We start from the raw sequence: 21184 nt of genomic DNA on the forward strand, positions 1-21184 counted from the left end.
CTCGTGCTCGCCGCCATGCTCGTGCTGTTCACCGCGCGCGAGCCCGCGTTTCTGAACGTCGCGAATCTCTTCAGCATCCTGCAGGCGGTCTCGATCGTCGCGCTGCTCGGCATCGGCGTGACGATCACGCTGGCGGCGGGCGGCTTCGATCTGTCCGTCGGCAGCGTGGCGGCGTCGGCGCAAATGGCGGCCAGCTACGTGCTGGTGGTCTGGCACGGCAACGCGTGGGAAGCGGCGGCGGCCTGCCTCGCGCTGGGCGTGGCGGCGGGGCTGTTCAACGGCGTGCTCATCACGCGCTTGCATGTGCCCGATCAGCTCGCGACGCTTGGCACGCTGTTTCTGCTCGCGGGCCTGCAACTGATCCCCACGGGCGGACGCTCGCTCGCCACCGGCACGATCCTGCCCGACGGCAGCGAAGCGAGCGGCACCTTCCCCGATGCCTTTCTCGCGCTGGGCCGCGCGCGTTTCTTCTTCGACGTGGTGCCCGCGCCGGTGCTCGTGCTCGCGGTGCTCACGGTGTTCGTCTCGGTCGTGATGGCGGCCACGCGCTGGGGCCGCGTGATCTACGCGATCGGCGGCAACGAAACGGCGGCGCGGCTCGCGGGCGCGCCCGCCGCGCGCTATCGCGTGGCGGCGTATGTGGCCTCGGGCGCGCTGGCGTCGCTCGGCGGTCTGCTGATCGCGGCGCGCGTGGGACGCGGTGACGTCAGCGCGGGCCATTCGCTGCTGCTCGACGCCGTGGCGGCCTCGCTGGTCGGCTACGCGGTGTGGGGCGCGAAGCGGCCCAACGTGCCGGGCACGGTGATCGGCGCGGTGTTCGTCGGCGTGCTGCTCAACGGCTTGACGATGCTGAACGCGCCGTACTACTTGCAGGATTGCATCAAGGGCGCGCTGCTGGTGGTGGCGCTGGCGTTCACCTTCAGCATCGGCCGCAGAAACGACGCCCGCGCGTGAAGCGTGGGGTCAGGTAGAGAAAATGCGTTTGAATAAAAAGTGGGTCCGATAAACATAGGAAACCTGAATAACAAGAGGAGCAATATGAACAAGTCGATGTCCCGTACCGGCCGCCGTGCGATCGGCGCAATCAGTGCAATCGCCTTGAGCGCGGCGGCGCTGTTCGGCGCCGTCTCCGCGCAGGCCGCGCCGCTCAAGGGCGCGCCCGCGCCGTTCGACAAGGGCGGCGTGAAGATCGCGCTCGTCAACTATCTCTCGGAAGGCGACTTCTTCCAGGCCTACGAGGCGGGCGCGCAGAAGCAGGCGAAGGCGCTCGGCATCGACCTGCGCATTTACGAAGGACGTCAGGACGCTGCGCAGCAGCGCGATCAGATCCAGCAGGCGATCAATCTGGGCGTGTCCGCGATCATCGTCAATCACGGGCTGCCCGAGTCGCTGAAGGACGTCGTGCAGCAGGCGCTCGACAAGGGCATCAAGGTCGTGGCCTTCGACGTCGATCTCGCCAATCCGAAGATCCCGCAGATCGAACAGAGCGATCACGACCTCGCCACGCTGCTGCTCGGCCAGGCCGTGAAGGACAACGGCAACGCGTTCTCGGCGGGGTATGTCTACGTGGCGGGCTTCGCGCCGCTCGATCGCCGCGACGCCGTGTGGCAGGCGTTCAAGCAGGCGCATCCGGGCGTGCGCGAGCAGGCGCGCTGGGGCACGGTCGACAATCCGATCGCGCAGTCGGTGGCGAATCAGGCGGCGGCCGCGTATCGCGCGCATCCCGACATTCGCGTGGTGATCGCGCCCTACGACGAGTTCGCGCGCGGCGCGAGCCTCGCCGCCGACGAGGCCAACGTCGCCAGCAAGCTGCGCATTTACAGCGCCGATATTTCCACCGCCGATATCGAGGCGATCCGCGCACCGGGCAGCGCCTGGGTGGCGACGGCGGCGACCAATCCCGCCGTGGTGGGCGCGGTCTCGGTGCGCGCGGCGGCGCTCGATGTGGCGGGGCAGCCGCTCGCGCATCACATCGTCGTGAAGCCCACCCTGGTCACGCGCGACGATCTCGTGAAAAACGACATCCACACGATCGCCGAGCTGGGCGCGAAATTCCCGGCGTTCCGCGTCAGCGACGCGGCGACGGCGGCGTGGATTCCGGTGGACTGATCGGCCACTTCTACGCTCCCGCTTCGCGCGGATATTCCTTTCGCTGCTTACGATCTGAGCGATTGTTGGTTCGTTCTGGCGTCCGCGCTTCTTATGCTTGGCGAATTCGGGAGGCACATTGCGTGCCTCCCCATGCAGCCAGACAAACAGGGGAAAGCCGATGCGGGACCACACGATCAACCAATTCACGAACACGCACGACGACGCACGCGGGAACACGCCGCTCTGGCGCCGATTGACTTCCGCGTTGCGCGCCGCCGCCGCGCTTGCGCCGCTGGCGTTGCTCGCCGTGTCGCCCTCGCACGCGCAGGCCGCGAGCGCCGCGCCCGCCGAACTCAAGCTCGATTACGCCTACTACTCGCCCGAAAGCCTCGTCATCAAGCGCAACGGCTGGCTCGAACAGGCCTTCGCGCCCGATCACACGCAGGTGCGCTGGGTGCTGAGCCTCGGCAGCAATCGCGCGCTGGAATACCTCAATAGCGGCGCGATCGACATCGGGTCGACCGCCGGTCTCGCGGCGGTGCTCGGCAAGGCCAACGGCAATCCGATCAAGACCGTTTATATCTTCTCGCGCCCCGAATGGACCGCGCTGGTCGTGCGCAAGGATTCGCCGATCAAGACGCTCGCGGACCTCAAGGGCAAGAAGATCGCGGCGACCAAGGGCACCGATCCGTATCTCTTCACGCTGCGCGCGCTGCATACGGCGGGTCTCACGCGCGACGACGTCGAGATCGTCAATCTTCAGCATCCCGACGGACGCACCGCGCTCGTCAACGGCCAGGTCGATGCGTGGGCCGGGCTCGATCCGCACATGGCCGCTGCGCAGATCGACAATGGCGCGCGTCTGCTGTACCGCAACGTCGACTTCAATACGTGGGGCTTTCTGAACGTGCGCGACGATTTCCTCAAGCAGTACCCGGATACCGTGGCACGCGTGCTCAAGGTCTACGAACGCGCGCGCGTGTGGATCGGCGAACATCCGAACGAGGCGGCGCAGATCGTTGCAGAGGATTCCAAAGTATCGCTCGCGGTCGCGAAGCTGCAACTGAGCCGCAACGATTTCAGCCAGCCGCAGCCGGGCGCGAAGCAGATCGAGGCGCTCGAAGCCGCCGCGCCGATTCTCGCGCAGGAAAACCTCGTGAAGCCGGGGACGAATCTGAACCAGGTGATCGAGTCGCTGATCGATACGCAGGCATCGGAGTCGGCGCTGGCATCGGCGCAGCGCCAGTAAGCGCACATAAGCGCAGGTTAAGAGGATTCGCGATGGCTATCGACGAGTTGAGCGTGCCCACCCTGACGCGCGCCGCCGCCGCGCCGGGCTCGCCGGGCGCTCACGCGCCGCGCGTATTGCAGGGCGGGGCGCATGAGGCCGAGCACGCCGATACGCAAACCGGTCAGCAGGAGCATGCAGCGGCAGGCGCGCCGCGTCGCTGGCGCATCGCGGGCGCGCTGCTGCCGTTTGCGTTTCTCGCACTGCTCGAAGCGCTCGTGCGCGGCGGCGTGCTGCCCGACAACCTCGTGCCCGCGCCCAGCGAAATCGCCCAGGCGCTCTGGCAACTGGGCGGCGCGCGGCTTTCGCTGCATATCGCCGCGAGCACGGCGCGCGTCGCGCTGGGTTTCGGCTGCGGCGCGGCGCTCGCCATCGCGGTGGGCGCGGCGATGGGCCTGAGCCGACGCCTCGACGCCTTACTCGACCCGAGTTTTCAGGCGCTGCGCGCGATTCCGTCGCTTGCGTGGGTGCCTGTGCTGCTGCTGTGGATGGGGATCGACGAAGCGCCGAAAATCACGCTCGTCGCGATCGGCGCGTTCTTTCCCGTGCATCTGAGCGTGGTGTCCGGCATCCGCAACGTGGACCGCAAGCTCGTCGAACTCGGCGCGGTCTACCGGCTGCCGCCGTGGCGTCTGTTCACGCGCATTCTGCTGCCCGCCGCGCTGCCGCAGATTCTCACGGGCCTGCGCACGGGGCTCGCGGTCTCGTGGATGTTCGTGGTTGCCGCCGAACTGATCGCGGCCACGCGCGGCCTCGGCTATCTGCTCAGTGACGGACGCGAAACGGGCCGGCCCGACATCGTGTTCGGCGCGATCCTGCTGCTCGGCCTGTTCGGCAAACTCACGGACAGCGCGATGCGTCTGGTCGAAACCCGCGTGCTCGCATGGCGCGACACGGCACACGACGGAGCGCGCGCATGAACGCCCCCGCATTGCTCGATCTCGACATCCGCAGTAAACGCTATGGCGCGCGGCCGATTCTCGACGCGCTGCGGCTTACGCTCGCGCCCGGCGAAGTGGTCGCGCTGCTCGGCCCGAGCGGTTGCGGCAAGAGCACGCTGCTGCGCATCGCGGCGGGACTCGACCGCGACTACGCGGGCACGGTCGCGCTCGACGGCGCGCCGCTGCGCGGGCCGTCGCCGCTCGCGGGCGTGATTTTTCAGGAGCCGCGTCTGCTGCCGTGGCTGCGCGTCGCCGACAACGTCTGCTTCCCGGAGCGCGCGCGTGGCGCGGCGGCGGCGCGCGTGGCCGCGCTGCTCGACGAAGTGGGCCTGCACGCCGACGACGGCGCGCGCTGGCCCAAGCATCTTTCGGGCGGCATGGCGCAGCGCGTCGCCATTGCGCGCGGCCTGTTCGCGCAGCCGCGCCTGCTGCTGCTCGACGAACCGTTCAGCGCCGTCGACGCGATGACGCGCATGCGTCTGCAAGACCTGCTGCTGACGCTCGTGCAGGCGCATCGCATGGCGGCGCTGGTGGTCACGCACGATATCGACGAGGCGCTGTATCTCGCCGACCGCGTCGTGCTGCTGGAACCGGCGAAGGGCGCGGCCACGCGTGCGACGAGTCACGTATTCGACGTGACGCAGCCGCGCGCGCAGCGCCGCGAGCAGGGCGCGGACCGCGCGTTGCGCGCGGAGCTGATGGCGCGGCTGGAGGCCTCGGTGGGGGCGCCGCTGGCGGCTTGACGTGGCGTTGGAGAAGGCGGGCGGCGTGTCACGCTTTCAGGCGATCGTAAGGCGCGCACGTTAGCATCGGTGCCTTGGGTGTGCGCTCGCGCGCGAGCCACGCCGCTTCACCGCTGTCAAAACGATGTCCACCCACTTTTCATGCACGATGTGTGGCCGCTGCTGCCACGATCTGCGCATTCCCCTCAGCCTGGCCGAAGCGCGCGTGTGGCTGCGCGACGGCGGCGACGTCCAACTCTTCTGCGAGGCCTTGCCCTGGCCGGTCGAACCCTCCGCCGACGACGCCCACGCCGCGTACAAACGCGCGCGCTCGTTCGCCGCGATGAGCGGCACGTTGCCGGTGCGCATCGTCGCGATGGTGGTGGCCGCGTTCGACGGCCCGTGTCCGAATCTGCTGCCCGATCTGCGCTGTGGCGCCTACGATCACCGGCCGCGCGTGTGCCGCATCTATCCCGCCGAAGTGAATCCCTTCGTGGCGTTCGATCCGTCCGCGAAGGGCTGTCCGCCCGAAGCGTGGGAATCGCGCTATCCGGTATTTGAAATCGCGGGGCGTTACGTCAATGAGACGGTGCAGGCCGATATCGCGCTGCGCCGCGGTTCGGATGTCGCCGATGTGCCGGGCAAGCGCGCGCTCTGCGGCGAACTCGGCGTGCGCATGGCCGCGCTCGCGAATGAAGGTTTCGTGATCGTCAATCCGGGCCGCGACGCGATGGATGCGGCGCTGGCGGCCGCCATCGCGCACGTCGAAACGTCGGGGCAAAACGCGGCGCAGTGCACGGCGCAGTACACGGATGAAATCGACTCCGGCGCATGGACGGTGATTTCGAACCGGCACGCCACGCGCGCGACGCTCGCTTCAGTGGACGCCGAAGCCGCGCCGCCCGATGCATTGATGACATCGCCGACGCCCCAGCACTACCTGGGTTTTCATGCCGCGAGCGAGGCGTGAGTGACGCGCGACTGACGCATCATAGAAGCGCGTCACAGGAGCGCCACAGCAGCGTGCGAGCCGGGCGGCCCGCGTCGCGTTCAGCACGACATCAGCGCAAGCTCAGCACCACACCACGCGATCGTAGTCCACGGTCCGGCGATAGATGTTCTTGCCGCGCCAGCTCGAAAATTCCATGTAGGCACATTCGAGCACCAGGATCCAGTTCGTCACGCCCATTGCCATTCCCCATTGTTAGTTTGAATGCAAGGCCAGTCTAGGAGCGAGCCCCTGCAGACGAAGCGTCGAGCACAACCGGATTGACCGGTCAGTTCGGGCATTCATGCCAGGTGCCGCGCCGCCCTGGCTTCTTACCTGCATGTTGCGCCGCAACTCGGGTACCTGAAAAGGACTGCGCGCCGAGTTGTTGCGGTTTGCACACACGCGTGCGGGTTATGGGGATGGTTGTGCGCGTGCGTGTTCAGCAAACCTAGCTTCGCGCATGCGCGCGTGACGTTCCGTGCGTTGGCGGACGTTACGGCGCAGGGATTTCGCGTCGTCTGCGTGGCACGCGACATGCAGCGGCTGCAACGGTTAGACTGCTGCCATGACGCGCTGGCCCTTTTTTCGACGGTGCCGTCCGCAACGCAGCATCGATCACGTCTTACCTGCTGTAACTTTTGCCGCTTCATTTGCCGCTTTTTTGTCGCCGATTTTTGCCGATCCCATGCTGAAAAATCTCTGGTACGTCGTGGCCGCATCGGCCGATCTGCGCGACGCGCTGTTGCCGGTCACGCTGCTCGGTCATCGCTTCGTCGCGTTTCGCGACACCGAAGGCCGCGCGCGCCTGCTCTCCGATATCTGCGTGCATCGCGGCGCGTCGCTCGCGGCGGGGCAGCGCGTGAACGGCGAAGTGCAATGTCCGTATCACGGCTGGCGTTATGGCGGCGACGGCGTCTGCACGCATATTCCCGCGCAGCCGCAGGCGCGCATTCCGGCGCGCGCGCGCGTCGACGGCTATCCGGTGGTCGAGCGTCATGGCTGGATCTGGGCGTTCCTCGGCGATCTGCCCGAAGCGGAACGGCCGCCGCTGCCGCCGCTCGATTGGGCCGACGATCCCAACGTGCGCGTCGTGCACGGCACCTTCGACTGGGACGCGAACTGGGAACGCATCGTCGAGAACGGGCTCGATTTCGCGCATGCGCCGTTCGTGCACGGCACCTCGTTCGGTGCGCCGGACCGGCCCGAGATCGACGGTTTCGACGTGAGCGCGCCCGATGCGTGGAGCGGCCACGCGCGGCTCGTGATGCAGCGTCCCGTGCGCCGTGGACTGCTGCGCCGCCGACCGAGCGGCGAGCACGTGGAAGTCGTCACGCAGACGGGTTATCACCTGAGCGGCCCGTGCGCGACGCTCGAATTGCAACTGGGCAACGGCTGGCGCATCTATATCGTGTCGGCGCATGTGCCGGTGGATGCGCTGCACACGCGCACGTACTGGATGATGGGGCGCACGTTCCTGAAGAGTCCGCTGCTCGACGCGCGGTTTCGCGCGCGCAATCTGCGCATCTTCGAGGAGGATCACGCGGTGTTGCGGCGCGTGCGTCCCGAGTGCGTGCCGGATGGCTGGCAGAGCGAGGTGTCGGTGAAATCGGATGCGTTGCAGATTGCGTTTCGCCAGCGCGTGCGTGCGCTTGAAAAGCAGGGCTGGCTCGCGGCGCCGCCGGGTTCCGCTGAAGCGTCAGGTCATGTCGAGAGCAAACGCGCGATCAACGTGATCGCGTGTCCCGCGCGGCGCGAAGTATCGACGTGGGCGCTCGACGGCGCGCTTACGCCAGGCGCGACGACTGTGCCGACTGTGCCAATTGTGCCGATCACGGGCGACAACGCAGCGCCATCGCGCGACTAGAAAAATCACGCGCGGGCGCCTGAAAAACAGCGCCCGCGCGTGTCGATCACCTGTCAAACGTGATCAGTGACGCCCCAGATCGTCGCGCGGCGGCACCACGGGTTCGACGCCTTCCCAGTACGGCTCGCTGCCGTAATAGGCGTGCACGGTGCTGCCCCACTTGGCGTCGGCCATCGCGGGCCAGTGATCCTTGTCGAAGCCCGGTGCGTTGCGCACGCGTTCGGACGACACATTGAGCAGGAAACACTTGCGGTTGGTATCGAGCGTGAGCGCATTCCACGGAATCGCGAGCAGCTTGTCGCCGATGCCGAGAAAGCCGCCGCTCGACAGCACCGCATAGGCGACGCGTCCGCCTTGCACGTCGAGCATGATCTCCTTGATCTTGCCGATTTCCTCGCCATCCGAACTCAGCACGCGATCGCTGTCGAGCGTGCTGGCGGCCATGATGTCGGGGCCGGGACCGGCGGCTGTTTCGCTGCCTTTGCCGACGATGCGCGCGCCCTCGCTGCCTTGGCTCGTGGGCATGTTGCTGGGGGTGAAGGTGGGCATGATCGCCTCCTCTGAAGTGCGTTGAGTTCGGCCGGCGCGTGTGCAATGGTGCTTGATGCGTCCGGCCGTCGTGTCTTCACTTGAGCAATGCCCGTGCCGCGGATATCGCGCGTTGCGGCCTGTTCGAACCCGTCAGTTCAACTGACCGACGGCTCGCCTTCGCCCGGCTGCTTGCCGGGACGGTCGGCGGGCGACTGCTTGCGGTTGCGGTCGTCGCGCTCGGGCATCCTGCTGTGCACGTTGTCGCTGTGCTGCGCGGGCTCGGGATGGCGCAGGTCCTTGGGTTGCGGATTGTGCGGGTCTTTCGCGGTCATGGCGTCGCTCCTGTCGAAGTGGACGTGCCCGATACCGCAAAGTCCGCGCCCGCCGGGAACGCGGTTTTACGACGCCTGCCCCGGTTTCTGCCCGGCCACGGTGTAGCGGTGCGCGTCCTGGAAGAACGCGCGCTCGGCGGCCTGGTTCATCACGAGGATGCTGATGCGGCGGTTCAGCGGACTATCCGCGCTGCCCTGTTCGAGCGGCAGCACGTCGGCGAGCCCGCGCACCTGGAGCAGACGGTCCTCACTCAGATGACCGGCCACCAGCGCGCGCCGCGCCGCGTTCGCGCGCTCGCTCGACAGCTCCCAGTTCGAGTAGCCCGCGAGGCCGCCCGAATACGGGACCGAATCGGTGTGGCCCGCGATCGAGACGCCGCTCGCCACGTCGTTGAGCGCGCTGCCGATCTCGACGAGGATCGCGTACGCATAGTCTTCGAGCTTCGCGCTGCCCGTGGCGAACATCGGCCGCTTGAGCGAATCGACGAGTTCGATGCGCAGCCCTTCGTCGGTGATCGTCACGCGGATCTGGTCCTTGAACGCGCTCAGCGCGGGCTTCTGCTCGATCAGCGACGTGAGCTTCGCCTTCAGTTGCTGCAGACGCGCCTTGTCGGCGGCGTCGGCGGGCGCGACGGCGACCGGTATCGCCCGCGCCTGCGACGGCTGTGCGTTCGCGCCGCCCACGGCGGGCAGCTTGTTCGACAGATCGTGGCCGCCGCCGTTGATGACGCTCGGGCTCGGGTTCGCCGAATTCGGCTTGCCGCCCAGCATGCTTGACAGCGGCGTGTTGAAGTATTTCTCGATGCCGTCGCGGTCGTACTGCGAAGTGGAGCCGAGCAGCCACATGAGCAGGAAGAACGCCATCATCGCGGTCACGAAGTCGGCATACGCGATCTTCCACGCGCCGCCGTGATGCGCGTCGTGGCCGCCGCCTTTCTTCACGCGGCGTATGACCGGCGCGGGCTTGCTGTTCTGGCTTTCTTGCGCGGCGCGCTGTCTTTGCGACATGTCGTTCTCTCCCCGGGTGTTGCGGTGTGCCTGCGTGGCGCGTGCGCCGTGCTTATGTGGCGCTTACCTGGCGCTTACGCGGCCTTCGGCGTCTTGGTGGCGCGCACGGTTTCGTCGAGTTCCTGGAAGCTCGGACGATCGGCGGTGAACAGCACCTTGCGGCCGAACTCCACGGCCACGGGCGGCGCATAACCCGCGAGCGAGGCGAGCAGCACGGCCTTCACGCACTGATACGGCTTGGTGGCGGCGCGGCCCTTGGCGTTGAGCAGATCGGCGATCGGACCGACGAAACCATAGGCCAGCAGAATGCCGAGGAAGGTGCCGACGAGCGCGCCCGCGATCATTTCGCCGAGCACGGCGGGCGGCTGGCCGACCGAGCCCATCGTATGCACCACGCCCATCACGGCGGCCACGATGCCGAACGCGGGCAGGCCGTCAGCCATCTTCTGGATCGCGTTGGGCGCGACCGAGACTTCGGCGTGATGCGTGTCGAGTTCCTCGTCCATGAGGTCCTGCATTTCCATCGGATTGACGTTGCCGCCCGACATCATGCGCAGATAGTCGACGATGAAGTCGAGCAGATGATGATCGGCCAGCACGCGCGCGTACTTCTGGAAAATCGGGCTGTTGTCGGGCGCTTCGATATCGACTTCGAGCGCCATCATCCCTTCCTTGCGGGCCTTTTGCAGCAGTTCGTAGAGCAGGGCGATCAGCTCCAGGTACTGAGCCTTGGTGTAGCCGCCGCCCTTGAAGCACGTGGGCAGCGCCTTGATGGTCTTGCCGAGCGTGGACTTCGGGTTGCTCACCACGAACGCACCGAGCGCCGCGCCGAAAATACACAGGAGTTCGAACGGTTGCACGAGCGCGGGCAGATGGCCGCCCACGCCGACGAAGCTCCCGATCACCGATCCGAGGACCACGATCCAGCCGATTGCGACAAACATGATTTTCCCTTGCTTACCAGAGTGTTGAAACGGATCCGACGCCGATGTGACGCCTGCGCGACACCTACGCCGCGTTTTGCGCGAGCGCGTTGGGACGGTCCACGTTCAGCAGCGCGTCGATGTCCCGCGCGGCCATTGCCTTGCCGAAGTAATAGCCTTGTGCGTACTCGCAGCCCTTCAGACGCAGCATGCGCGCGAGTTCCTGGGTTTCGACGCCTTCGGCCACGGTGGCCATGCCGAGATTCGAGGCCAGCGCGACGATGGCGTCGACGATCTTCGCGCTTTCGCTGCACGACGACATCGAGAGCACGAACGAGCGGTCGATCTTGATCTTGTCGAACTTCAGTTCGCGCAGATGCTGCAAGCTCGAATAGCCGGTGCCGAAATCGTCGAGCGACATGCTCAGACCCGCGCGGCGGAACTGCGCGAGCACGGCGCGCGCGATATCGAAATCGCCCATCAGCGCCGATTCGGTGATCTCGATTTCGAGCCGCTCGGGCGGAAAGCCCTCGTCGGCGAGAATCGGCATCAGCAGCGACACGAGCTGTTCGTCCTTGAACTGCGCGGGCGAGATATTGAGCGCGAGGTGATAGCGCGCGGGCCAGCGCAGCGCGTCGCGGCAGGCGCGGCGCAGGATCGCCGCCGTGAACACCGGCGCGATGCCCATCTGTTCGATCAGGGGTACGAACAAATCGGGCGGCACCCAGCCGCGTTCGGCGTGATGCCAGCGCGCGAGAATTTCGAAGCCGGCGGTCTGGCCGTCGTCGAGCCGCACCAGCGGCTGATAGTACGGGCGGATCTCGCCGCCCGCGAGCGCGCGGCGCACCTCGGATTCGAGCGTGGCCTGCTCGCGCAGCTCGTCGTCCATTTTCTGCTCGAAGAAGCGGTAGGTGCCTTTGCCTTCGCATTTGGCGCGATACATGGCGATATCGGCGGCGCGCAGCAGGTCGTCGGCATCCTGGCCGTCGCGCGGGCAGCAGGCGATGCCGATGCTCGCGTCCACGTTCAGGCGCACGCCGCCCACGTCGATCGGCGCGCGCACGGCGGCCAGCAAACGCTGTGCGAGTTCGCGTGCGACGTCGGCCTGTTCGTCGTGCGGCGCGAGCGCGAGCACCGCGAATTCGTCGCCGCCCAGACGCGCGACGGTGTCGCGTTCGCGCACCGTGCGGCGCAGGCGCGCGGCGATTTCGCAGAGCACGGTGTCGCCCGCCGCGTGACCGTAGAGGTCGTTCACGGGCTTGAAGCGGTCGAGGTCGATCACGATCACCAGATAGCCGCTGCCGCGCCGGCGCGCCTGCTCGAACGCGGCGCCCATCTCGGCCGCGAGCAGGCGGCGGTTGGGCAGCCCCGTGAGCGGATCGTGACGCGCGAGCGCCTGGGCGTGCGCCTCGGCGGCGCGCGTGGCTTCGTGCGCGTCCTTCAGCTCGCGCGACTTCGCGCAGAGCGCGTCGAAGGCCTTCGCCATCGCGCCGATTTCATCGCTGCGTTCGAGCTCGGGCAGCGTCTCCAGGTCCTCGCCGCGCGCGAGGCGCACGAGCGAATCGGTGATCGCGAGCAGCGGCTGCAGCATGGTGCGCTCGACATGGCGGAACAGCGCCACGCCGAGCAGGAGCGTGAGGCAGGCAATGGCGAGCGCCGCTTCGAGCGTGCGCTTGACGAGCCGGCGCGCGTGGCGGGCCGCGTCGTGCACGCCTGCGACGCCCTGATCGTCGTGCAGGCCGGGCGCGCTTTCGGCGCTGACCGTACGCAGGCCGTCGGTGTCGTGCTCGCCTTGACGCGCGGCGAGCACGAGCCGCGCGGGCATGGCGTGCACCGCGTCCACGGTGTCGAGCGCGTGCTCGGGCAGGTCCTGTTCGGCGTGTTCGAGCGCATCGTTGACAGCGACCAGCTGGCTCGTGAGCAACAGCGTTTGCGCGGCAAACAGCGCGATGAAGATGCCGATGTGCAGCTTCGTGCGCGTGCGGACCGAGCGGCGCAACGCAGCGGTCGCGCTGCGCAGCGACCAGGCGTCGCGCGCTTGCGGCGCTCGGGAGACGGGCTTCATCGTGTGGTCCATAGACTTCGTCTCGATGAGCCTCAGGCGTGCCGGGTGCGTTGACGCGCGAGCAGACGACGCGTGGCGAAATTGGTGGCGGCGTCGCTGCCGCGGCCACGGCGAGCGGCGGCCGCACGGCGTGCGTGCGGCGCGGCGCTCACGCGGGCCGCGGGCGTGCGGCGGCCCGCGAGACGCGCGGCGCTGGCCCACGAAGAGGGTGAAGTCAATTTTGCAGCTTGGGCGAGTGATCTCATGATTGTTGCGCGAACATGAAGCTTGGCCATTTTTACGGCGGCGTCGCCGCTTGCTGAAGTCGTCCTGCGAGTTTTTTTTCGGGGGCGCGATCATTGTGTGTCGCATCGGGTTCGTGTTGATTAATCAGGTATCCGTACTAATGGAAGTAAATTGCCGAATACCCATGCGCGCCGCCATTCGGATGAAATCGCGCGCCGCGCTCGATGCGGAGATACCCGTATCGCGCCGCTTGTTTTTGCGTGAACGATCGCGCACGCACGTGCGCTTTTATTCAGCGTTCGCCGGGAAAACGTTTGGCCGGAGCTGGGGTCAGGTTTGCCGCCCGCCTGCCGTTAACGTAGCCGAGACCCGTGTTCGAGCCCCGGCCACGGCGTCACGCGCGACGCGTCCGCCATTGCGAGATCCCGACCCATGATTACTGCTCCGCTTCCGCTCGACGAGGACATCCGCCTGCGCGCCTTGCACCGGCTCGATATTCTCGACTCCGAACCGGAGGAGGCGTTCGACCGCATCGCGCGCCTGGCCGCGCGCGCGTTCCGCGTGCCGATCGTGCTGGTCTCGCTGGTCGACGAAGACCGTCAGTGGTTCAAGTCGCATCACGGCATCGCGGCCTGCGAAACGCCGCGCAGCATGTCGTTCTGCGCGCACGCGGTGCTCAGCAAGCGTTTGCTCGTGGTCGAGGACGCACTCGACGACGAGCGCTTTCTCGACAATCCGCTCGTGCTGGGCGCGCCGCATATCCGCTTCTATGCGGGAGCGCCGCTGCGTCTCGCGGATGGCGAGGTGGTCGGCACGCTCTGTCTGATCGACACCGTGCCGCGCGCCTTCGAAGCCGAGGACGTGCAGACGCTCATCGACTACGCGCAACTCGTCGAGCGCGAACTCGATGTGCGCCGCAGGCTGATCCGTTCGCGCACGGCGCACGAACGCGACCGCCGCTCGCTCGCGATCAGCGAGGCGCGCTTCACGACCGTGTTTCGCGAAACGCCGATCGGCAATGCGCTGGTCGCGCTCGACGGGCGTTTTCTCGACGTCAACCCGACCTTCTCCGAGATCATCGGCTACGACGAGGCGACGCTGCGCAAGCTCACCTTCGCCGAAGTCACGCATCCCGCCGATGTGGCCGCCGACCTCGCGCTGGTGTCGGAACTGCTCGCGGGCAAGCAGTCGACCTACACGATCGAAAAGCGTTACATGCGGCCCGATGGCAAGGCGATCTGGGTGAATCTCGCGGTCACGCTGCTGCGCGACGCGGCGGGCGTGCCCGCGCATTTCATCGCGGCCGTGCAGGACATCGACAGCCGCAAGCGCAGCGAGGAAGCGCTGCGCAACTATCACGCGGAACTCGAAGAACGCGTGCGCGAGCGCACTGGCGAACTGCGCCGCAGCCGCGACGCACTCCAGACCATCACCGACAATCTGCCCGTGATGATCGCGGTGGTGGATCGCGATCTGCGCTACCGCTTCTATAACGACACGTTCAAGCGCGTGCTCGGTCCGCGCGCGCCCGGCGAGGTGGGCGCGAACGTGGCCGAAACGCTGCGCCCCGAGGTGTTCGCGCAACTGCAGCCGCATTTCACGCGCGCGCTCGCGGGCGAGCGCGTGACCTGCGACGAGGTGCAGTATCGCGAGGACGAGGACCGCGTCTGGTGCACAACTTATATTCCGGCGAAGCGCGACGGCCGCGTGACGGGTTTTTACGTGATGGCGCACGACGTGACCGAGCAGCGGCGCACGGAGCAGCGTCTGCGCGAAAGCGCGCTGGTGGACGCGCTCACGGGGCTCGCGAACCGGCGCGCGCTCGAAGAGGAACTGGCGGCGGCGCGCCTCGGCGCGTGCCGCTTCGCGGTGTTCTTCGTCGATCTCGACGGCCTGAAAGGCATCAACGATCGCTTCGGCCACGACGCGGGTGACGCGCTGTTGCGCGAGGCTGCGCGGCGGCTGGCCGCGACCGTGCGCGCGGGCGACTTCGTGAGCCGTCTCGGCGGCGACGAATTCGTCGTGGTGAGCCGTGGCGTGGCTGACGCGCAGGCCGCCGGACGCATCGCCCAGTCGATCTGCCACGCGCTCGCGCGGCCCTTTGTGACGGGCGGCATGCGGGTGGAAGCCAGCGCGAGCGTGGGCGTGGCGATCCGCGAGCCGGCGGGCGCAGGGAGCGCGTTGGGGGCATTAGGCGACGATCTGCTCGCGGTCGCCGATAGCGCGATGTACGAGGCCAAACGCGCCGGGCGCAATACCTGGCGGCTCGGTGGCGCCTGGGTGCAGGGTGCGGACGCTGCGGACGGAACGCTCGCGGCGCTTCCAGTCGTTTCGGCCTAGCCGGGGCGTTCTTCTTCGGTTTTCTCTCTCGCACCTTTCTTTCGCGCGGCGCGGCCACGTTCCGCCCCGCGCTTGCTTCGCCCGCTCGGGCACGGAACCTGCTCAACGACGAACCGTGGTGGCGCGCCTGCGCGCGTCCACGCATGAACGCCCCCGCGACGCGATAATTGGGGCGCGCCAGATGTGCCTGGCGTTGCCGCGCCGGTATCATGCTGGCGAACCCGTTCATCGCCGTGATGGGGCGCTGTCGTATGCTGCGGTTGTGCTGCCGCTTTGTTGCCGTTTGGCTTGATTTGCTTACCAGGACCCGACCGTGACCGCTATCCGATCCGCCGCCGAATCTTCGTTCGTCGATGTCCTCGGCGCCCTGCGTCTCGCGACCGCCGCGCGCCACGAGGCCGTCGAGGGCGCGATGCCGCTCGCCGGTGACGCGCCCTCGCTCGCGCATTACCGGCTGCACCTTCAGGTGCTGCGCGACTGGCTCGCGCCGCTCGAAGCGTGGCTTGAGCGTTTCGCCGATGGTCCGCAGAACGCCGCGAGCCTGCCGCAACTCGCGCGGCTGCCGCTGATCGAGCGCGACCTCGCGCATCCGGCGCTGCGCGCGCATGCGCGGGAAGCCGCCGAACTTGCCGATGCATTTGCTGATTCACGTGCGGATTCACGCAGCGGGCAGCGCGCCGAAGCCCCTGCGCCGTCCGCCGCGCTCGCCGCCGACGTCGCGTGGCGCTGGGGCGCGTGCTACGTGATCGAAGGCTCGCAACTGGGCGGCGCGGTGCTGCTGCGCAAGCACGCGCTGGCTTTCGCGCCGCATCCGCTCGATTATCTGAGCGGCGACGGCAACGCGCCCGGCCCGCGCTGGCACGCCTTCATCGCGGCGATGCGGCGCGACGTCCATACGCCCGCCGACGTCGATCGCGCCTGCGCGGGCGCGCGCGCCGCGTTCGACCGGCTGATCGCGCTGCTGCCGCAAGCGTCGCAGACCGAAGCCGCGACGGCGATGCCCGAGGCGCGCGTGGCCGCGGCCTGAGCGGCACGCGGCGTGGGCGCTTCATCGCGTCATCGCCTCATCGCCGAGCCCGAGCCCTTGCCCCTGTCCCCGCCGATTTCCGAATCGATCCCCGAGCCGATGTCCGAACCTCTATTCGATCCCGAGTCCATCGAGTCCGCCGAGTCCGAGTCCACGGCGGCGTTCGATGTCGCCGATATCTTCGAGGCGCTGCCCGATGCGTGGCTGATCCTCGACGCCGACGCGAACGTCGTCGCGGCCAATCGCGCCTATCTGACGCTGGTTTCATGCGAGCGCGAGGTGATCGTCGGGCAGTCGGTTTATGCGATCAATCAGGCGGGCTCGGCGACGCAGCGCGAGGCGCGCCGCCAGTGGCTCGAAAGCCTGCTTGCGCAAGGCGCGCCCGGCGAGAGCCGCCTCGCGCCGCCGCTGCGTTACGACCTCGCGCTCGACGGCGTCGGGCCGCTCGTGCCGCGCTACTGGCAGGTGCGCGCGACGCTCATGCGCACCGCGCGCGGCGAGCCGCTCTATGGGCTTTGCGTGCACGACATCACCGAACGCATGGAAGAAGAAGCGCGCGAGCAGCGCGAGCGCGCCAAGCTGCGCTCGCAGGCGCGGCTGCGCCAGGTGCTGGTGGACGAAGCCAACGAGCAGCTGCGCATGCAGCAGGAACAGTTGCAGCACGCGCTGGCGTTCGCGAGCGTGGGCGCGTGGGAATTGCAGACGCGCACGGGCGTGTTCACCTGCAACGAGCAGTTCAAGACGCTGCTGGGTCTGCCGGGCGCGGCGACCATCACCGAGCGCCGTCTCTTCGAGGAACTGATCGACGAGGCCTATCGCGAGCGCGTGCGCAGCGCGTTCGACGCCGCGCGTCACACCGATATGCCCGTGGAAGTCGACTTCCGCGTGACCTGGCCGAACCGGCAGCGGCGCTGGATCCTGCTGCGCGCGACGCGTCCGCGCGGGATCGAAACCATCGAGGGCATCGAGCAGCCGGGCGCGGCGGTGTCGATCATCGGGCTCGCGCTCGATATTTCGATGCGCAAGGAGTCGGAGCTCGAACACCAGGCCGCCGCCGTGACCGAGCGCGCCGCGCGCGAGCGCAGCGAGGAGGCCACGCGCGCGATGGATCATTTCGTCGCCGCCGTGAGCCACGAACTGCGCTCGCCGCTCGGCGCGATCCAGTCGTGGGCCACGCTGCTGCAACGCTCGGCCGACCTCGCGCACATGGCGCGCGCGGGCACGGTCATCGAGCGCAACGCGCGTCAGCTCGCGCTGATGGTCGACGACCTGCTCGACAGCGGCGCGATCGCCACGGGCAAGCTGTCGATCGAACCCGCGCCCGTCGATCTCGGCGCGCTCGCGGGCAATATCGCCGAGGACATGCGCATGCGCATCGAGGAAAAGGGCGTGCGCCTCATCGCCGACGATCTCGAATCCTGCATCGTGATGGCCGACGAAAAACGGCTGCGCCAGGTGATCTGGAATCTCGTGTCGAACGCGCTCAAGTTCACGGAAGCGGGCGAGATCGCGGTGAGCGTCGGCGTGCGCGGCGAGCAGGCCGAACTGCGCGTGCGCGATACCGGACGCGGCATCGGCGCGGATGTGCTCGAACGCATTTTCGAACGCTTCTATCAGGCGGGCGGCAGCGGCCGCGCGTCGGGACTCGGGCTCGGCTTGTGGCTCGCGCGCAGCATCGTGCGTTTGCATGGCGGCACGATCCACGCGCAAAGCGAGGGCGCGGGACGGGGCGCGACGTTTGTGGTGGTGGTGCCGCGGTATCGGTGAGGGCGCGCAATGGGTACGACGCGCGGCGGTACAATCGCCGCTCCGATTCCTTGAGCGCCGCCGACATGACCGACTCCACTCCCACGCCGCTCGACGCGCTCATCGCGCAGGTGCTCGCGTTTCGCGAGGCGCGCGACTGGCGGCAGTTTCATACGCTGCGCAATCTGATCGTGTCGACGAGTATCGAAGCGGGCGAACTGCTCGAAACGATTCAATGGAAAGACGATGCGCAGATCGCGGCGATGCTCGACGATCCCGCCGCGCGCGCCCATCTCGAACAGGAATGCGCGGACGTGTTCATCTATTTGCTGCTGACCGCGCACACGGCCGGTTTCGATCTGGTGAAAGCAGCAGCGGACAAGGTGCGCGTGAACGAAACGCGCTATCCGGTCGAGAAGGCGAAGGGCAACGCGAAGAAGCACTCCGATCTGTGAAGATCAGCGCGTATAAGGCGGCGGCTCGTTGAGCACGGCCCAGAACACGCCGAGATCGTTGATCGCTTCCATGAAGTCGTCGAATTCGACGGGCTTCACCACATACGCATTCACGCCGAGATCGTAGCTGCGCAGCAGATCTTTTTCCTCGCGCGACGACGTGAGCATGACCACCGGAATGCGCCGCAAATGCGCGTTTTCGCGCACGACTTTCAGCACTTCGTGGCCGTCGAGCTTGGGCAGTTTCTTGTCGAGCAGAATGACGGCGGGGTTTTCGTCGGGGCGATCGGCCCACTGACCTTCGCGGCGCAGATAGTCGAGCGCTTCGGCGCCGTCGCGCAGCGCCACCACCGGGTTCGCGAGGCGCGCCTTTTCGAGCGCGATCAGGGTGAGCTCGATATCGTTCGGATTGTCTTCCACGAGCAGGATGGGTCTCAGCACGACGGTGTCCTCTTTCTCCCGCGCCTCAAGGCGCGTTGGTATGGGTGCACGGTGTTGGCGGCATGCGGCTAGTCCGGCTTGCGCACGTTGCGAAACGGCTGCGCGCCGGGCGTCACCGACGCGAGCCGCGCCACGGCCGCCGCCGCCGATTCATCGTTGCGCGCGCCGTCCTGCATGATGCCTGGCGCAGTTTGCGCGGCCCGCGCGAGCGACACGCGCGGCATCGCGAACGACACGGTAGTGCCCACGTTCAGTTCGCCGTCGGCCCACGCGCGTCCGCCGTGACGCTCGACGATGCGCTTGACGCTCGCAAGTCCGATGCCCGTGCCCTCGAATTCCTCGAAGCGATGCAGGCGCTGGAACACGCCGAACAGCTTGTCGACGTAGCGCGCATCGAAGCCCACGCCATTGTCGCGCACGAACACGATATCGTGATCGGCGAGTTCGCCTTCGCCCGGCGCGCAGCCGATTTCGACGATCGCGCGCTCGTCGGCCTCGTCGCGATTGCGCGTGAACTTCACGGCGTTGTCGATCAGATTGCGCAGCACCACATGGATCAGCACCGGGTCGGCCGTGAGCGTGCAGAGCGTCGCCACGCGCCAGTCGATCGCGCGCGCGGGATGCTCGCGCTGCTGATCGGCGATCAGTTCCTTGACGAGCCGGTTCAGATCGACGGCCTGCTTGTGCAGCGCCGCGCGTCCCATGTGCGAGAACGCGAGCAGGTCGTCGACGAGCTTGCCGCCGAAACGCGCCGACGCCGCGATGCGCTCGACGAAATGCTTTCCGCGCGTGGAGAGCGCGTCGGCTTCGGTGTGCGCGAGCAGATCGGCGAAACCGGCGATATGGCGCAGCGGCGCGCGCAGATCGTGCGAGACCGTGTACGAGAAGCCTTCGAGTTCTTCGTTCGCGCGGCCCAGTTCGAGCGCGAGTTGCGCGAGTTCCTCGGCGCGTCGCAACACGATATCGAGCAGTGCGGCGCGGAATTCGCGCGCGATGTCGACTTCGGCGGCGCGCCACGGCAGCGCGCGTTCGCGCACGATTTCGGTCCAGACGTCGAAGCTTGCGCGCGGCGAAAGCGCGTGCGAGGCCGTGGCATTGTCCGCGTCCGCTGTGGATGGTGCGAGCTTCTCGCGCGGATCGCCGGCCCACTTCACAGCGCGCACGACCTCGGGGCGGAACCAGATCACGTAATTGCGAAAGAGCCGCGAGATCGAGACCGCGAGCATGCCGGCCGCGTCGTGATGGAACGCGGTGCCCGTGTCGCGCGCGAGCTGTTCGCTCGCGTGCACGTCGCCGTGCTGGTTGTCGAGCCAGTTGAGGATCCGTTCGAGCTGCGTCTTGTCGGGCGTGACGCCGACCGTCACGATGCGTCCGTCGAACACGATGGCCGCGCCGCTCGCGCCCGTGAGGCCGAGCAGTTCGTGCGGCTCGGCGGCCAGTGCGCTCACGAAGTGCTCGCTGTTCGCCATGCTCGCGAGCAGGCGCGAGAGCCGGCGGCGCAGCGCGAGTCCGTATTCTGCCTGGGCGCCGTCCTCGCGCGCCTTGATCTGCAAGGAAAGCATCTGCGCGATGTGCTCGCAGGCGGCGCGCACTTCGAACGCGGGCAGGCGCGCGCTCGCGTGATGGCACGAAATCAGGCCCCAGAGCTGGCCGCGCACGACGATCGACATCGACATCGACGAACCGGTGCCCATGTTCTTCATGTATTGCACGTGCACGGGCGAGACGCTGCGCAGCGAGGCCCACGTGAGATCGGTCGGGCGTCCCGTGGCGGGATGCAGCGGCGGCACGAGCGGCACGCTCGCATAGTCGGCGTCGGCGATCAGGCGAATGCGGTTGTGCACGTAGAGCGCGCGCGCCTGGGACGGAATGTCGGCGGCCGGAAAACGCTGGTCGAGATACGAGGCGTAGCCGGGATCGAGCGCTTCGGCGATCACGTGGCCGTTGCCCGCTTCGTCGAATCGGTAGACGAGCGTGCGCCCGTAGCCGGTGATGCGCTTCACTTCGCTGGCGGCGAGGCGCGCGAGTGCTTCGACGCTGGGGCTCGTTTGCAGGCCGCGCAGGAAGGTGCGCACGAGCGGGTAGAGCGAGGAGAACACGTCGCCGGTGCCGAGCGCCGGTTCGAGTTCGACGATGGCGACGCCGTCGTGGCGGTGCGCGACCACGGCGAGCGGCGCGCGTTCGCCGCCGCGCG

19 protein-coding genes are annotated in these 21184 nt (G+C 67.7%); 11 read left to right on the top strand and 8 right to left on the bottom strand.

Translation table 11 applies throughout. The features are described 5' to 3' along the window. The first annotated feature begins 15 nt into the window (after positions 1–15). From LDO54_RS17085 to LDO54_RS17115, 7 genes are all read left to right on the top strand, one after another. Positions 16–954: an ABC transporter permease gene (locus tag LDO54_RS17085; RefSeq protein ID WP_224011896.1), complete on the top strand. Its 939-nt coding sequence runs from the start codon at positions 16–18 to the stop codon at positions 952–954. Positions 955–1050: 96 nt separating this feature from the next. Next, positions 1051–2109: a substrate-binding domain-containing protein gene (locus tag LDO54_RS17090; RefSeq protein WP_436975607.1), complete on the top strand. Its 1059-nt coding sequence runs from the start codon at positions 1051–1053 to the stop codon at positions 2107–2109. Positions 2110–2269: 160 nt separating this feature from the next. Then, the gene (locus tag LDO54_RS17095) at positions 2270–3340 is read left to right on the top strand and encodes an aliphatic sulfonate ABC transporter substrate-binding protein (RefSeq protein ID WP_224011871.1); all 1071 of its coding nucleotides are present in this window, start codon (positions 2270–2272) and stop codon (positions 3338–3340) included. 32 nt (positions 3341–3372) lie between these two features. Then, positions 3373–4299: an ABC transporter permease gene (locus LDO54_RS17100; protein WP_224011872.1), complete on the top strand. Its 927-nt coding sequence runs from the start codon at positions 3373–3375 to the stop codon at positions 4297–4299. After that, the gene (locus LDO54_RS17105) at positions 4296–5063 is read left to right on the top strand and encodes an ABC transporter ATP-binding protein (protein ID WP_224011873.1); all 768 of its coding nucleotides are present in this window, start codon (positions 4296–4298) and stop codon (positions 5061–5063) included. The genes LDO54_RS17100 and LDO54_RS17105 overlap by 4 nt, the downstream gene beginning before the upstream one ends. Before the next feature lie 124 nt (positions 5064–5187). Further along, positions 5188–6012, top strand: a complete 825-nt coding sequence (locus LDO54_RS17110; RefSeq protein WP_224011874.1) for a YkgJ family cysteine cluster protein — start codon at positions 5188–5190, stop codon at positions 6010–6012. Positions 6013–6718: 706 nt separating this feature from the next. Beyond that, complete coding sequence (locus LDO54_RS17115) at positions 6719–7897, top strand: aromatic ring-hydroxylating dioxygenase subunit alpha (RefSeq protein ID WP_224011875.1); 1179 nt, start codon at positions 6719–6721, stop codon at positions 7895–7897. A gap of 63 nt (positions 7898–7960) precedes the next feature. On the opposite strand, the gene LDO54_RS17120 is transcribed toward LDO54_RS17115, so the two are convergent. The 6 genes from LDO54_RS17120 to LDO54_RS17145 form a co-directional block, all read right to left on the bottom strand. Continuing rightward, positions 7961–8446 carry a PRC-barrel domain-containing protein gene (locus LDO54_RS17120; RefSeq protein WP_224011876.1) on the bottom strand — a complete coding sequence of 162 codons (486 nt, stop codon included), beginning with the start codon at positions 8444–8446 and terminating at the stop codon, positions 7961–7963. A 137-nt stretch (positions 8447–8583) separates the two neighbouring features. After that, positions 8584–8760, bottom strand: a complete 177-nt coding sequence (locus LDO54_RS17125; RefSeq protein ID WP_224011877.1) for a hypothetical protein — start codon at positions 8758–8760, stop codon at positions 8584–8586. 66 nt (positions 8761–8826) lie between these two features. Further along, the gene (gene motB, locus LDO54_RS17130; protein WP_224011878.1) at positions 8827–9768 is read right to left on the bottom strand and encodes a flagellar motor protein MotB; all 942 of its coding nucleotides are present in this window, start codon (positions 9766–9768) and stop codon (positions 8827–8829) included. 74 nt (positions 9769–9842) lie between these two features. Next, positions 9843–10712: a flagellar motor stator protein MotA gene (motA, locus tag LDO54_RS17135; RefSeq protein ID WP_224011879.1), complete on the bottom strand. Its 870-nt coding sequence runs from the start codon at positions 10710–10712 to the stop codon at positions 9843–9845. A 64-nt stretch (positions 10713–10776) separates the two neighbouring features. Beyond that, positions 10777–12768, bottom strand: coding sequence for a putative bifunctional diguanylate cyclase/phosphodiesterase (locus LDO54_RS17140; protein ID WP_224011880.1), 1992 nt, complete (start codon positions 12766–12768; stop codon positions 10777–10779). Positions 12769–12788: 20 nt separating this feature from the next. Continuing rightward, positions 12789–12974 carry a hypothetical protein gene (locus LDO54_RS17145; RefSeq protein ID WP_224011881.1) on the bottom strand — a complete coding sequence of 62 codons (186 nt, stop codon included), beginning with the start codon at positions 12972–12974 and terminating at the stop codon, positions 12789–12791. 439 nt (positions 12975–13413) lie between these two features. Between LDO54_RS17145 and LDO54_RS17150 the strand changes: the two genes are divergently transcribed. From LDO54_RS17150 to LDO54_RS17165, 4 genes are all read left to right on the top strand, one after another. Beyond that, a complete protein-coding gene (locus tag LDO54_RS17150; protein WP_224011882.1) occupies positions 13414–15321 on the top strand; it encodes a PAS domain S-box protein in 1908 nt (635 codons plus the stop codon). Between the two features lie 313 nt (positions 15322–15634). Continuing rightward, a complete protein-coding gene (locus tag LDO54_RS17155) occupies positions 15635–16348 on the top strand; it encodes a biliverdin-producing heme oxygenase (protein ID WP_224011883.1) in 714 nt (237 codons plus the stop codon). Between the two features lie 99 nt (positions 16349–16447). After that, positions 16448–18115, top strand: coding sequence for a sensor histidine kinase (locus LDO54_RS17160; RefSeq protein ID WP_224011884.1), 1668 nt, complete (start codon positions 16448–16450; stop codon positions 18113–18115). A gap of 65 nt (positions 18116–18180) precedes the next feature. Then, positions 18181–18549 carry a nucleotide pyrophosphohydrolase gene (locus LDO54_RS17165; RefSeq protein WP_224011885.1) on the top strand — a complete coding sequence of 123 codons (369 nt, stop codon included), beginning with the start codon at positions 18181–18183 and terminating at the stop codon, positions 18547–18549. 3 nt (positions 18550–18552) lie between these two features. Here the strand turns inward: LDO54_RS17165 and LDO54_RS17170 are convergent, their stop codons facing one another. Further along, positions 18553–18990: a response regulator gene (locus LDO54_RS17170; protein ID WP_224011886.1), complete on the bottom strand. Its 438-nt coding sequence runs from the start codon at positions 18988–18990 to the stop codon at positions 18553–18555. A 68-nt stretch (positions 18991–19058) separates the two neighbouring features. Next, positions 19059–21184, bottom strand: a 2126-nt coding sequence (locus tag LDO54_RS17175; protein ID WP_224011887.1) for an ATP-binding protein, incomplete at its 5' end; no start/stop codon positions are given.

This window comes from Paraburkholderia tropica (genome assembly GCF_914484835.1).
Lineage (GTDB): Bacteria > Pseudomonadota > Gammaproteobacteria > Burkholderiales > Burkholderiaceae > Paraburkholderia > Paraburkholderia tropica_A.